The sequence below is a fragment of the Streptomyces sp. NPDC058683 genome, from assembly GCF_042716195.1.
Lineage (GTDB): Bacteria > Actinomycetota > Actinomycetes > Streptomycetales > Streptomycetaceae > Streptomyces.
In genome coordinates this window covers 197,658-210,970 of the sequence record NZ_JBHXSK010000004.1, presented here as the reverse complement: position 1 = coordinate 210,970, position 13,313 = coordinate 197,658, and the positions used below count along the sequence as shown (strand labels likewise).

Genomic DNA, 13,313 nt, shown 5'->3' with positions numbered 1-13,313 from the left:
ACCAGCTGCACTCGCGCACGTACCCACGGCCCCGCCCCATGAGACGCTGCACGACCGCCTGTTCCCCGTGATCAGAAAGCCCCCCATACTCGAAAGGTGACCGACACCGAGCCGCCGGCCCACGACGCGATCGTGTTGGCCGGCGGCGCAGCCAGACGCCTCGGCGGGGCCGACAAACCCTCCGTCCGGGTAGGCGGCCGTCCCCTGCTCGACCGTGTGCTCACGGCCTGTGCCGGCGCCCGGAACACCGTCGTGGTGGCGGCCCCCCGCCCGACCTCCCGCCCGGTCCGCTGGACCCGGGAGGACCCGCCGGGCGGCGGCCCGGTCGCCGCCCTCGACGCCGGCCTGCGCCACACCACCGCCGACCGTGTGGTCGTGCTCTCCGCGGACCTCCCGTTCCTCGAAGAGGCGACCGTGGAGCGGCTGTTGGCGGCCCTGCACACCACCGGCGCGGACGCCGCCCTGCTCACCGACGCCGACGGCCGGGACCAGCCCCTGGTGGCGGCCTACCGCGCCGCACCGCTCCGCCGCGTCCTGTCGGCCCTCGCCGAAGAAGGCGACGGCCCCGGCCTCACCGGACTCCCCCTGCGGCGCCTGACCGCCGCACTCGACCTCACCCGCGTCCCGGACCCCCTCGCGTCCTTCGACTGCGACACCTGGGACGACATCGCCGACGCCAGGGCACGCATCAGGGAGCATGGGCACGTGTTGGATGAATGGATCTCCGCAGTCAAGGACGAACTGGGCATCGACCTGGACGTCGACACCGGCGTCCTGCTCGACCTGGCCCGGGACGCCGCGCACGGCGTCGCCCGCCCGGCCGCCCCGCTGACCACGTTCCTAGTCGGCTACGCGGCCGCACAGGGCAAGGGCGGCCCCGAGGCGGTCGCCGAGGCGGCCCGCAAGGCCGTCGCGCTGGCCCTGCGCTGGGAGGAAGAGGCGAACGCCGCCGAGCAGTCGGCTTCCGGGAAGCCCGCCCCCGGTCCCGGGCCGGGCCGGTGACCGCCCCCGGCACCCGGGTCGGCGCGTCCGCCGGGGGCACCGACGACGATCTCGACGTCGAGGAGGCACTCGCCCTCGTGAGAGAGCCCAGGAAGTCCCGGGAGCCCCGGGAGTTCGCAGAGGGCGCCACCGGCGGCCGGACGCCCCCGCCCGCAGCCCCGGGCGAGCACGCCCACGGCGGTCCTTCGGCGCACCAGCACCGCGCCACCCCCTGGCCCCAGGCCCGCGAGATCGCCGCCCGTGCCGCCCGCTCCGGCGCCCGCCGGGCCCCCGCCTCCGTGCCGCTGGCCGACGCCCTCGGGCTGGCCCTGGCCAGCCCGCTGGACGCACTGACCGACCTGCCCTCCTTCGACACCTCCGCGATGGACGGCTGGGCGGTGGCAGGCCCCGGTCCCTGGGACGTGCGCGAGGAGGGCGTGCTGGCCGGGCACGCGCAGCCCGAGCCGCTCACCGACGGCGAAGCGGTACGGATCGCCACCGGAGCCCGGATCCCGGCGGACACCACCGCGGTGCTGCGCAGCGAACACGGCCGTATCGACAGCCAGGGCAGGCTGCACCCCACCCGTGAGGTCGTGCACGGCCAGGACATCCGCCCACGCGGCCAGGAGTGTCGCAGCGGTGACCAGTTGCTGTCCGTCGGCACCCTGGTCACCCCGGCCGTCCTCGGCCTCGCCGCGGCCGCCGGGTACGACACCGTCACGGTCGTCCCCCGTCCCCGGGCCGAAGTCCTGATCCTGGGGGACGAGTTGCTCACCGAGGGGCTCCCGAGCGAAGGACGCATCCGGGACGCGCTCGGCCCGATGCTGCCGCCCTGGCTGCGCGCGCTCGGCGCCGAGGTGACCGCCGTACGCCGGCTCGGCGACAACGCCAAGGCCCTGCACAAGGCGATCACCTCGTCCGGCGCCGACCTCGTCATCACCACCGGCGGCACCGCCTCCGGCCCGGTCGACCACGTCCACCCCACTTTGGAACGCATCGGCGCCGACCTCCTCGTCGACGGCGTCAAGGTCCGACCCGGTCACCCCATGCTGCTGGCCCGCATCCAGCAGAACCAGCACCTCGTCGGTCTCCCCGGCAACCCCCTCGCCGCCGTCTCCGGCCTGCTCACCCTCGCCGAACCCCTGCTGCGCACCCTCGCCGCCCACCCGGCGCCCGAGCCGTACGCGCTGCCCCTGGCGGAAGCGGCGCACGGGCACCCGTACGACACCCGGCTCATCCCGGTCGTCCTGCGGGGTGACGCGGCCGTCCCGCTGCACTACAACGGCCCGGCGATGCTCCGCGGCATCGCCGCCGCCGACGCGCTCGCGGTCGTACCGCCGGGCGGGGCACAGCGGGGTGAGGAGACGGAGCTCCTTGACCTGCCGTGGGCGGCCGCGGGGATCGAGGTGTGTTTCACGTGAAACTTCCGGGCCATGACGCCATCGCCCGCCAGGCGGACGAACATCTGGTGACCCAACGGGTGAAACTCCCGAGGAAAGTGGTGGAGCGCCCGATCCGCCAGGTCAGCAAACGGCTGTCACTGGCCCTGCTCCTGCTGGTCGCCACCGCGTTGATCGTCTACGCCGACCGCGACGGCTACAACGACACCTCGGACGGCAGCGTCGACCTCCTCGACGCCTTCTACTACGCGACCGTCACCCTCTCCACCACCGGATACGGCGACATCACCCCGGTCAGTGACGCCGCCCGGCTCACCAACATCTTCGTCATCACGCCTCTGCGCGTGCTGTTCCTGATCATCCTGGTCGGCACCACGCTCGAAGTCCTCACCGAACGCACCCGGGAGGAATGGCGCCAGAACCGCTGGAGGTCCGCCTTGCGGGATCACACCGTCGTCGTCGGCTTCGGGACGAAGGGGCGGTCGGCGATCCAGACCGTCTGTGCGACCGGGCTGAAGAAGGAGCAGGTGGTCGTGGTCGACCCCAGCGCCCAGGCGATCGACGCGGCCACCGCCGAGGGGTACGCCGGGGTGGTCGGGGACGCGACACGCAGCGAGGTGCTGAAGCGGGCCGAGGTGCAGCGGGCCCGGCAGATCATCATCGCGACCCAGCGGGACGACACGGCCGTGCTGGTGACCCTGACCGCCCGGCAGCTCAACAAGGGCGCGAAGATCGTGGCCGCGGTCCGTGAGGAGGAGAACTCCCCGCTGCTCCAGCAGTCCGGCGCCGACGCCGTCATCACCAGTGCCAGCGCCGCCGGGCGGCTGCTGGGGCTGTCCGTGCTCAGTCCCGCCGCCGGCATGGTCATGGAGGACCTGATCCAGCAGGGCACCGGCCTGGACCTGGTGGAGCGCCCGGCGGTCAAGGCCGAGGTCGGCAAGACCCCGCGTGAGACGGCCGACCTGGTGGTCAGCATCCTCCGCGGACACCGGGTGCTCGGCTACGACGATCCGGCCGTCGGCACCATCCAGCTGACGGACCGGCTGATCACGATCGTGCGGGCCTCCCCGGGCACCCAGGTCGCCCCGGACATACGGCCGCTGCCCCGGGCCTGACCGCGACATACGGCCGCTGCCCCGGGTCTGACCGGGAGCGCGGCCGGTCGGGGGGTAGCGTCGGCGGTATGCATGCGATCACGATTCCCGAACCTGGTGGGCCCGAGGCGCTGGTGTGGGACGAGGTCCCCGACCCCGTGCCCGGGGAGGGCGAGGTGCTGGTCGAGGTGGTGGCCAGCGCCGTCAACCGTGCCGACATCCTGCAACGGCAGGGCAACTACAACCCGCCGCCGGGCGCCTCCGCCTATCCCGGTCTGGAGTGCTCCGGCCGGATCGTCGAGCTCGGCCCCGGTGTCTCCGGCTGGTCGGTCGGCGACGAGGTGTGCGCACTGCTCGCGGGCGGCGGCTATGCGCAGAAGGTCGCCGTCCCGGCCGGGCAGCTGCTGCCGGTGCCCGAGGGCGTGGACCTCAAGCAGGCGGCCGCGCTGCCCGAGGTGGCCTGCACGGTCTGGTCGAACGTCTTCATGATCTCCCACCTGCGCCCCGGCGAGACGCTGCTCGTGCACGGTGGAACCAGCGGCATCGGCACCATGGCGATCCAGCTGGGCAAGTCGGTCGGCGCCAAGGTCGCGGTCACCGCGGGCACCAAGGAGAAGCTGGACTTCTGCGCCGAGCTGGGCGCGGACATCCTCATCAACTACCGCGACCAGGACTTCGTCGCCGAGGTGCGGCAGGCCACCGACGGCGCCGGGGCCGACGTCATCCTCGACAACATGGGCGCCAGTTACCTGGACCGGAACGTACGGGCCCTCGCGGTCAACGGACGGCTCGCGATCATCGGTATGCAGGGCGGGGTGAAGGGCGAGCTGAACATCGGCGCGCTGCTCGGCAAGCGGGCCGCGATCAGCGCGACCTCGCTGCGCGCCCGTCCGCTCGCCGAGAAGGCGGCCATCGTCGCGGCCGTGCGGGAGCATGTGTGGCCGTTGATCACGGGCGGCCATGTCCGGCCGGTCGTCGACCGGGAGCTGCCGATGGCCGAGGCGGCCGAGGCCCATCGGCTGGTGGAGGCCAGTGCGCACATCGGCAAGGTCCTCCTCGTGGCCCTTTAGACCGGCGTCCCTCGGCTCCGTGCCTAGCTGCGCCGCACTCGCAGGGCGACGAAGGCCAGACCGAGCCCGAGGCCGATCAGGACCAGCCCGCTGCCCAGCGGCAGGATGTGCAGCACAGGCTCGGAGGTGTCCTCCTCGCTGTGGGCCACGGCCTGGTGGGTGGGGTGCGACGGGGACGGGGTGGGCACCAGTCCGGCCTCCCGGGGCGGCTGCGCCGAGGTGGCGGCCGGGCTAGCGTCGCCGGTCTCCGCACCGGTCTCCTCACCGGGCTCGTCCTCGTCCTCGTCCTGCCCCTGGACGGCCGCCGCCGGGCCCTGGGGCCGTCCCGGCCGCAGCCGGCCCTCACCGGCCAGGGTTCCGGCCCGGGACGGCTCGGGGGAGGCCGAGGCGCCGGCGGAGTCCGAGGGCACGGGCTCGGGGTCATGGGCGACCACGGGCTCGGGGTCGTACGCGACGGCCGTGCCGCACGGCAGCAGGACCGTCGCGAGGACGAGCAGCAGGCGGACGAGCGCGAGCCGTACGCCGCCGAGGGTGGATCGCGGCCTTGGAGTCACGTCGGTGACCTCCTGGAGCACAGTCGTCAGAGCCGACGAACACCAGACTCACATTCACCGACAAGACCGGCATTTCTGATTCGGCCGATGGGTCTACGCCCGTCCCGGAGCGGCTCGGAAAGGTGGATCAGCCCCAACGGGGGGCACCACGGTGATGAGGTGTACGGGTGCGAGAGAATGGCGGCATGGAGATGCCGAGGAACGAACGGTCGCCCGAGAATCCGCAGATCCTGGTCGTGGGCCAGGACGGGATGGCACTCGGTGGCGGCAACGGGGACGAGGACTCCCGCGAGATCCCGGTGACGGAGATGGTGGAACAGCCCGCCAAGGTCATGCGGATCGGCAGCATGATCAAGCAGCTCCTGGAGGAGGTGCGGGCGGCTCCCCTCGACGAGGCCAGCCGGGTCCGGCTCAAGGAGATCCACGCCAGCTCCGTCAAGGAACTGGAGGACGGCCTGGCGCCGGAGCTGGTGGAGGAGCTGGAGCGGCTCTCCCTGCCCTTCACCGACGACGTGACCCCGACCGACGCGGAGCTGCGGATCGCGCAGGCCCAGTTGGTCGGCTGGCTGGAGGGTCTCTTCCACGGAATCCAGACCACCCTGTTCGCCCAGCAGATGGCCGCCCGCGCCCAGCTGGAGCAGATGCGGCGCGCGCTGCCGCCGGGCGTCGGCCACGAGGGCGAGGAAACCGGACCGGCGGCCGGCCGTTCCGGCGGACCGTACCTCTAGGACTCCCGAGCAGGACTTCCGAGCAGGACTCGTGAGACGGCGAAGGGCCCGGCGTACACCGCCGGGCCCTTACTACTGCGACCGTTGTGCCGCTACCACTGCGACCGTTGTGCCGCGCCTCAGCCGGTGGCCGGGTTGCCCGTCGACACCTTGAGCTCGATGGTCGGCATGTCCTCGGGGTCGACGTCCGTGCCGGCGGACGGGAACTGCTCCATGACCGTGCCGTCGCCGTACGTGTTCTCGTCCATGGAGGTGGTCTTCATCCGCCAGCCGGCGGCCTGGAAGCACTCCTTGACCGACTTGACGTACTTGAACTTGAAGTCCGGGACCTGGATCTTGTCGGCGTCGTCGTACGACTCCTGCGGCTCGGTGCACTCGGTCTTCTCGATGGTCTTCGAGGTGTCCGGCCCGCGGTAGCCCGACGCGTGCGAGGCCCCGGCGCTCGCGGTGCTTCCGCCGTTGCTGCCGCTTCCGCCGTTGCCGTCCGTCCCGTCGCCGCCGTTGTTCAGCGCCAGTGCGACGATCAGCCCGATCACCGCGACCAGCGAGACGGCGATCGACCCGATGACCACCGGCCGGTTGCCCCTGCCCCCGCCACCGGAGGCCGGTGACTGGGGGCTGATGGTGTACGGCGGCGGGGTCGACGGCGCCGGCTGGGCGTACCCGGCCGGCGTCTGGTAACCCGCCTGCTGCGGATAGCCGTACGCCGGGGAGGGAGCCGGAACCGGACCTGGGACCGGGGTGCCGTACGGATTCGGGTTCGGCGTCGGCTGGTACGGCGTCTGCACCGGTCCGGGAGGCGCCGGCGTCGCCTGGCCGACCGGCGGGAACACCGCGGAGCCGACCCCGGAACCGCTCTGCGTCGGCGGGATGCCCGGGACGATGCTGGGCGCGGCCGGCTGCAGCGAGGCGGCCACCCGCAGGCACTCGTCGCGCATGGACTCGGCGGTCGGGAAGCGCTCGTTCGGGTTCTTCTTCAGGGCGCGGGCGACCAGCGCGTCCACGGCCGGGGGAAGCGCACGGTTGACCGAGGAGGGAGCGACCGGCTCCTCCTGGACATGCGCGTAGGCGATCGCCAGCGGCGAGTCCGCGTCGAACGGCAGCCGACCGGTGACCAGCTGGAACAGCATGATGCCGACCGAGTAGAGGTCGGAGCGGGCGTCCACTCCCCGGCCGAGGGCCTGCTCCGGGGAGAGGTACTGCGGGGTGCCGACGACCATGCCGGTCTGGGTCATCGAGGTGACCCCGGACTGCATGGCGCGGGCGATGCCGAAGTCCATCACCTTGACGACCCCGCGCTTGGTCGTCATCACGTTGCCGGGCTTGATGTCGCGGTGCACCAGCCCCATCTCGTGGCTGATCTCCAGCGCGGCCAGCACATCGGCGGTGATCTTCAGCGCCTTGTCGGCGGGCATCGCGCCGTACTGCCGCACGTCCTCGTCGAGCACCGAGCCGAGCGGACGGCCCTCGACGTACTCCATGACGATGTACGGCATGGTCGAGCCGTCGAGTTCTTCTTCCCCGGTGTCGAAGACGGAGACGATGTTGGTGTGCGTGAGCTTGGCCACTGCCTGGGCCTCGCGGCGGAAGCGCTCACGGAACGCCTGTTCCCGGCCGAGTTCGGTGTGCAGGGTCTTGATCGCGACCTGCCGGTCCAGGACCGTGTCGTACGCCAGGTGTACGGAGGCCATACCGCCCGCGCCGAGCAGGTCGCGCAGTTGGTAGCGGCCACCCGCCAGAGCCCGCCCCACGTAACGGCCGTGTGCGCCGTCCTGGCTCATTTTCCCCGTCCCCCGTCGGGCGCCCGGGCACCCTTGTTGATCGAATGTCTCATTCCCGGCCAAGTCTGCCGGAGGGCACCGACACGTCAAGCACGGTGCCCGATCCGTGACCGTACGCGAAAGAAGAGCCGCGGAAGCGTTACAGCTGCCGTACGTCCGGTACACAGAATTTGCACGACAGCGCGTGGTACGGGTTTGATGGCCGGTCCGTCCACGGGCCGGAACCCGGACCTGGGGGTTGCGCGGAGGCTGTAGCGTGGCCGACGGAGACCGTGACAACACCGCGCGTACCGCGGGCAGAAACGACGGCGAGGACCGATGGCACAGACGCACAGCGCCCAGGGCCCGTCCGACCCCGAGGCGACTGGCGGCGGTATGTCGGACGCGCCTGAGCTGTGGGGCAACGGAGGTCTGGTCGGCGACGGCCGTTACCGGCTCACGCACCGGCTCGGCCGGGGTGGCATGGCAGAGGTGTTCGCCGCCGAGGACGTTCGGCTCGGCCGGACCGTGGCGGTCAAGCTGCTGCGCGCCGACCTCGCCGAGGATCCGGTCTCCAAGGCCCGTTTCACGCGCGAGGCACAGTCGGTCGCCGGGCTCAACCACCACGCGATCGTGGCGGTGTACGACTCCGGCGAGGACGTGGTCGGCGGCCAGTCCGTGCCGTACATCGTGATGGAGCTGGTCGAGGGCCGCACCATCCGCGACCTGCTGATCAACGCCGAGGCGCCGGGCCCCGAGCAGGCCCTGATCATCACGTCCGGGGTGCTGGAGGCGCTGGCCTACTCGCACCAGCACGGCATCGTGCACCGCGACATCAAGCCCGCCAACGTGATCATCACCCACAACGGCGCCGTCAAGGTGATGGACTTCGGCATCGCCCGCGCCCTGCACGGCGCGTCCACGACGATGACGCAGACCGGCATGGTCATGGGCACGCCCCAGTACCTCTCCCCGGAGCAGGCGCTCGGCAAGGCCGTCGACCACCGCTCCGACCTGTACGCCACCGGCTGCCTGCTGTACGAACTCCTCTCGCTGCGGCCGCCGTTCATCGGCGAGACCCCGCTGTCGGTGGTCTACCAGCACGTCCAGGACATCCCGGTGCCGCCGTCCCAGACCTCCGAGGGCGTCGCCCCGCCGGAGCTGGACGGCCTGGTCATGCGCTCGCTCGCCAAGGAGCCCGACGACCGTTTCCAGACCGCCGAGGAGATGCGCGGCCTGGTCCAGTACGGCCTGCAGATGCTGTACGACCAGGGCGCCCACACCGGCACCTGGAACACCGGCCCGGTCACCGTGCACGACGGCCGGCACGCCTCGGCGGGCGGTTTCGCCGGCACGACGGTGATGCAGAACCCGATGGACTCCAACGGGACCTCGCAGATCCCGCAGCCGATCCTGCCGTCCGGCTACGGCGGCGGTGACGACGGCGGCTTCGAGGGCCACGGCAACCGGGGCAGCGGCCGCGGCAAGCTGTGGATCCTCGCCGTCTTCGCGGTGATCGCCATCGCGGCGGGCGTCGCGCTGGCGCTGAACAAGGGCGGTGGCGACGGCGGTGACACGGGGACGACACCGTCGCCGAGCATCTCGCAGACCACCAAGGACGAGACGCCCAGCGAGAGCCCCTCCGACAAGGCCAGCGACACGGCCACGGACACGGAGACGGACACCAGCGGCTCGGGCGACGACGACAACTCCGACTACACGCCGTCGGAGACCCCGTCGTACACCCAGTCCCAGACGGAGAGCAGCGACCCGAGCGAGGAGCCGTCGGACACGGCGAGCGCCTCGCAGCCCACCGACACCGCGAGCACCCCCGAGACGGACCCCACCGAATCGACGGGCACGGACGGCGGCAGCGGCAGCACGGACGAGGGCGGCACGATCTCCGGCGCAGGCCTGGGCAACCCCTGAAGGACACCGGCACCCGTGCGGGGCTGAGCGACGGCCCTCACCCGGCGAAGGCGTCGCACACCGCGTCGTACTCGCCGGTCCACCACACGGCCAGTGCCGAGGCGGCCGGGAACTGAGGGTCCGCGCGGGTGTCGCCGCGCTCGTAGTGCCAGCGCAGCATCCAGAAGTCGTTGAGCCGTTCCCACCACACGCGGTGCACGGCCGCCGCCAGCTCCGAGGGCGTGGCGCCGGCCGCGCGCCGGTACGCGCGCGCGTACGCCCGCACCTTCGGCAGGTCGAGCGCTCCCGCCGGGCGCACGAAGAAGATCGCGGCGGCGCGGACGGCCTCCTCCGCGCGGGGCTGCACGCCCAGCCGGTCCCAGTCGACGATCGCGGCGGGCGCGCCGTCCTTGTAGAGCAGGTTGAACGGGTGGAAATCGCCGTGCACCCAGCCCACGGAGGCGCCGCGCGGGGGGCGCCGGCCGGCGTGCTGCTCCAGGAGCGCACGGCGTTCGAGCAGCCGGTGCCGGGCGAGTTCGTCGAAGGCGTCGGCAGGCCGGTGCCGGCTGACGTGGGCGAGCAGGTCGTCGATGAGCGCGAAGGTGTCGGCGGGATCGGCGCTCTCGACGGGATGGGGGCTCGTGGCCGGGCGGGTGCGCCCCTTGGGTGGCATCACACGCTCCAGACAGGCGTGCACGGCGCCCAGGAGCGCACCGAGCCGCGCGCACTCCCCACGCGTGAGCTGTCCGCCGTGCCGGTGCCGGCCGTCGATCCAAGGGTGCAGCGCGTAGGCGTGGCCGCCGACGACGGCGACCGTACGGCCCTCACGGTGGGCCAGCGGCGGGGCGACCGGGACGCCGAGGGCGGCCAGGCGCTGGGTGGCCAGATGACGGCGCTCGATGGCGGCCGGGTCGGCGGTGTCGGGGTCGAAGTGGTGTTTCAGGAAGTACCGGCCGCGGGTGGTGCGGACGCGGTAGCCGCGGTTGAGCAGGCCCTGTTCGACGGGTTCGCAGGTGAGCGCGGAACCGGCGGCGTACAGCCGGAGCAGGGCGCCCAGAGGGGGCGCATGGGGCATGAGGGGTGGTACACATGGGCGCGGCACGCGGCAGATGCTAGGGCAACGCCTGGGCCTGTGAGCTGGGGATTGTCGCAGGCAGTCGCGGTTGGTCGCTTTCGGTCACGTGGCGAGCCGGGGCGAACGCGGGTGCGAAGGAATCGTCCCAGGACGCACCAATGGAGAGGGGCCCGCCGTGGAGCGCCGGTGTCGCGGGCCGGGAGCCGTACATCTTCCCGTGGCCCGGGGTGGCGGGATAACGTGCGGTAGCTCCGGCCTCCTGCAAGGCTCTGACCAGCAACCTTCCGGCCTGTGTCGATTTACTAGGAAACCCAAGCAAAAAGTACTTGGATTTCCAAGCAAAATCGCAGGTCAGGAGGGGTTTCACAGAAATGTGGAGCACTGGGTAACGTGCATCTTGCAGGGCGCTCGCCGGGGCACCTGTCACGCCTGTTCCCGGCCGAGTGGCACCCACCCCGTGCCACGGGTGTCGGAAGCAGGTGAGCCGCACTGGTTCACCCGGCAACCCCGGGGGCCGGACCGACGGAGGAGCACACGTGACCGTGGACAGCAGTGCCGCGAGCGAACCGCGACGCAGCGCCGCAGGCAAAGCCGGTACCACCGGCAGCAAGACCGGCACCAAGCGCACCACTCGCACCACCACGCCTCGCACCACCACGAAGAAGAGCACCGATCCCGAACTCGTGCAGCTGCTGACCCCGGAGGGCAAGCGGGTCAAGAACGCCGAGTACGACTCCTACGTCGCCGGGATCACCCCCGACGACCTGCGCGGCCTGTACCGCGACATGGTGCTCACCCGCCGCTTCGACGCCGAGGCCACCGCCCTGCAGCGCCAGGGCGAACTGGGCCTGTGGGCGTCCCTGCTCGGCCAGGAGGCCGCCCAGATCGGCTCCGGGCGCGCCACCCGCGAGGACGACTACGTCTTCCCGACCTACCGCGAGCACGGCGTCGCCTGGTGCCGCGGGGTCGATCCGACCAACCTGCTGGGCATGTTCCGCGGCGTCAACCACGGCGGCTGGGACCCCAACAGCAACAACTTCCACCTCTACACGATCGTCATCGGCTCCCAGACGCTACACGCCACCGGCTACGCCATGGGCGTCGCCAAGGACGGCGCGGACTCGGCGGTCATCGCCTACTTCGGCGACGGCGCCTCCAGCCAGGGCGACGTCGCCGAATCGTTCACCTTCGCCGCGGTCTACAACGCCCCGGTGGTGTTCTTCTGCCAGAACAACCAGTGGGCGATCTCCGAGCCGACCGAGAAGCAGACCCGCGTCCCGCTCTACCAGCGCGCCCAGGGCTACGGCTTCCCCGGCGTCCGTGTCGACGGCAACGACGTGCTGGCCTGCCTCGCGGTCACCAAGTGGGCGCTGGAGCGCGCCCGCAGCGGCGAGGGCCCGACGCTGGTCGAGGCGTACACCTACCGGATGGGCGCCCACACCACCTCCGACGACCCGACCAAGTACCGGGCCGACGAGGAGCGCGAGGCCTGGGAGGCCAAGGACCCGATCCTGCGCCTTCGCCGGTACCTGGAGGCCTCAAACCACGCGGACGAGGGATTCTTCGCGGAACTCGAGGCCGAGTCCGAGGCGTTGGGCAGGCGAGTGCGCGAAGCGGTCCGAGCCATGCCGGACCCGGACAACTTCGCCATGTTCGAGCACGTGTACGCGGACGGGCACGCGCTCGTCGACGAGGAACGAGCCCAGTTCGCCGCCTACCAGGCGTCGTTCGCGGACGTAGAGGGGGCCTGACCATGGCAGCGGAAAAGATGGCTCTGGCCAAGGCGATCAACGAGTCGCTGCGCCGCGCCCTGGAGACCGACCCCAAGGTCCTCGTCATGGGCGAGGACGTCGGCAAGCTCGGCGGCGTCTTCCGGGTGACCGACGGCCTCCAGAAGGACTTCGGCGAGAGCCGCGTCATCGACACCCCCCTCGCCGAGTCCGGCATCGTCGGCACCGCGATCGGCCTCGCCCTGCGCGGCTACCGCCCGGTGGTGGAGATCCAGTTCGACGGCTTCGTCTTCCCGGCGTACGACCAGATCGTCACCCAGCTCGCGAAGATGCACGCGCGTTCGCTGGGCAAGGTCAAGATGCCGGTCGTCGTGCGCATCCCCTACGGCGGCGGCATCGGCGCGGTCGAGCACCACTCGGAGTCCCCCGAGGCGCTCTTCGCGCACGTGGCGGGCCTGAAGATCGTCTCCCCGTCCAACTCCTCGGACGCCTACTGGATGATGCAGCAGGCCATCCAGAGCGACGACCCGGTGATCTTCTTCGAGCCCAAGCGCCGCTACTGGGACAAGGGCGAGGTCAACACTGAGGCCATCCCCGGCCCGCTGCACAAGGCGCGCGTGGTCCGCGAGGGCACCGACCTCACCCTGGCCGCCTACGGCCCGATGGTGAAGCTCTGCCAGGAGGTCGCCGACGCGGCCGCCGAGGAGGGCAGGTCCCTGGAGATCCTCGACCTGCGGTCCGTCTCCCCGCTGGACTTCGACTCCATCCAGGCCTCGGTCGAGAAGACCCGCCGCCTGGTCGTCGTCCACGAGGCACCGGTGTTCTTCGGCTCGGGCGCGGAGATCGCCGCCCGTATCACCGAGCGCTGCTTCTACCACCTGGAGGCCCCGGTCCTCAGGGTCGGCGGCTACCACGCCCCCTACCCGCCGGCCCGCCTGGAGGAGGAGTACCTTCCGGGCCTGGACCGGGTGCTCGACGCCGTCGACCGTGCCCTGGCGTACTGAGGAGAGGGT

Annotated in this window: 11 protein-coding genes; 8 read left to right on the top strand and 3 right to left on the bottom strand. The window is 71.8% G+C overall.

The window, feature by feature from the left end:
• Positions 1–96 precede the first annotated feature (96 nt).
• The 4 genes from ACFWXC_RS06385 to ACFWXC_RS06370 all read left to right on the top strand — a co-directional run bounded on the left by ACFWXC_RS06385 (position 97) and on the right by ACFWXC_RS06370 (position 4,545).
• Entirely contained in the window at positions 97–1,002 is a 906-nt protein-coding gene (locus ACFWXC_RS06385; RefSeq protein ID WP_384473956.1) for an NTP transferase domain-containing protein, read from the top strand.
• Positions 999–2,402, top strand: a complete 1,404-nt coding sequence (locus tag ACFWXC_RS06380) for a molybdopterin molybdotransferase MoeA (protein ID WP_384473953.1) — start codon at positions 999–1,001, stop codon at positions 2,400–2,402. The genes ACFWXC_RS06385 and ACFWXC_RS06380 overlap by 4 nt, the downstream gene beginning before the upstream one ends.
• Positions 2,399–3,496 (top strand): potassium channel family protein, encoded by a 1,098-nt coding sequence (locus tag ACFWXC_RS06375; RefSeq protein ID WP_384473950.1) that lies wholly within the window; start codon positions 2,399–2,401, stop codon positions 3,494–3,496. Before ACFWXC_RS06380 ends, ACFWXC_RS06375 begins: the two co-directional genes overlap by 4 nt.
• Positions 3,497–3,564: 68 nt before the next feature.
• On the top strand, positions 3,565–4,545 hold the full coding sequence (locus ACFWXC_RS06370; protein ID WP_384473947.1) for an NAD(P)H-quinone oxidoreductase: 981 nt from the start codon (positions 3,565–3,567) through the stop codon (positions 4,543–4,545).
• A 23-nt stretch (positions 4,546–4,568) separates the two neighbouring features.
• Here ACFWXC_RS06370 and ACFWXC_RS06365 read toward each other — a convergent pair whose 3' ends face one another.
• Complete coding sequence (locus ACFWXC_RS06365; RefSeq protein ID WP_384473945.1) at positions 4,569–5,099, bottom strand: hypothetical protein; 531 nt, start codon at positions 5,097–5,099, stop codon at positions 4,569–4,571.
• Positions 5,100–5,284: 185 nt separating this feature from the next.
• On the opposite strand from ACFWXC_RS06365, the gene ACFWXC_RS06360 reads away from it, so the two are divergent.
• Positions 5,285–5,827, top strand: coding sequence for a bacterial proteasome activator family protein (locus ACFWXC_RS06360; RefSeq protein ID WP_384473942.1), 543 nt, complete (start codon positions 5,285–5,287; stop codon positions 5,825–5,827).
• 119 nt (positions 5,828–5,946) lie between these two features.
• Here ACFWXC_RS06360 and ACFWXC_RS06355 read toward each other — a convergent pair whose 3' ends face one another.
• Positions 5,947–7,608: a protein kinase gene (locus tag ACFWXC_RS06355; protein ID WP_384473938.1), complete on the bottom strand. Its 1,662-nt coding sequence runs from the start codon at positions 7,606–7,608 to the stop codon at positions 5,947–5,949.
• Positions 7,609–7,926: 318 nt separating this feature from the next.
• Between ACFWXC_RS06355 and ACFWXC_RS06350 the strand changes: the two genes are divergently transcribed.
• Positions 7,927–9,516: a protein kinase gene (locus ACFWXC_RS06350; RefSeq protein WP_384473935.1), complete on the top strand. Its 1,590-nt coding sequence runs from the start codon at positions 7,927–7,929 to the stop codon at positions 9,514–9,516.
• A gap of 37 nt (positions 9,517–9,553) precedes the next feature.
• Here the strand turns inward: ACFWXC_RS06350 and ACFWXC_RS06345 are convergent, their stop codons facing one another.
• Positions 9,554–10,570: a phosphotransferase gene (locus ACFWXC_RS06345; protein WP_384473932.1), complete on the bottom strand. Its 1,017-nt coding sequence runs from the start codon at positions 10,568–10,570 to the stop codon at positions 9,554–9,556.
• A gap of 536 nt (positions 10,571–11,106) precedes the next feature.
• Here ACFWXC_RS06345 and pdhA point away from each other — a divergent pair.
• Positions 11,107–12,321 (top strand): pyruvate dehydrogenase (acetyl-transferring) E1 component subunit alpha, encoded by a 1,215-nt coding sequence (pdhA, locus tag ACFWXC_RS06340; protein ID WP_351738159.1) that lies wholly within the window; start codon positions 11,107–11,109, stop codon positions 12,319–12,321.
• A 2-nt stretch (positions 12,322–12,323) separates the two neighbouring features.
• Positions 12,324–13,304 carry an alpha-ketoacid dehydrogenase subunit beta gene (locus ACFWXC_RS06335; RefSeq protein ID WP_384473929.1) on the top strand — a complete coding sequence of 327 codons (981 nt, stop codon included), beginning with the start codon at positions 12,324–12,326 and terminating at the stop codon, positions 13,302–13,304.
• Positions 13,305–13,313 lie beyond the last annotated feature (9 nt).

Coding starts and splice junctions, on each gene's coding strand:
- ACFWXC_RS06360 (WP_384473942.1), top strand. CDS start 5,285: ATGGAGATGCCGAGGAACGAACGGTCGCCCGAGAATCCGCAGATCCTG.
- ACFWXC_RS06335 (WP_384473929.1), top strand. CDS start 12,324: ATGGCAGCGGAAAAGATGGCTCTGGCCAAGGCGATCAACGAGTCGCTG.
- ACFWXC_RS06345 (WP_384473932.1), bottom strand. CDS start 10,570: ATGCCCCATGCGCCCCCTCTGGGCGCCCTGCTCCGGCTGTACGCCGCC.
- ACFWXC_RS06370 (WP_384473947.1), top strand. CDS start 3,565: ATGCATGCGATCACGATTCCCGAACCTGGTGGGCCCGAGGCGCTGGTG.
- ACFWXC_RS06355 (WP_384473938.1), bottom strand. CDS start 7,608: ATGAGCCAGGACGGCGCACACGGCCGTTACGTGGGGCGGGCTCTGGCG.
- ACFWXC_RS06350 (WP_384473935.1), top strand. CDS start 7,927: ATGGCACAGACGCACAGCGCCCAGGGCCCGTCCGACCCCGAGGCGACT.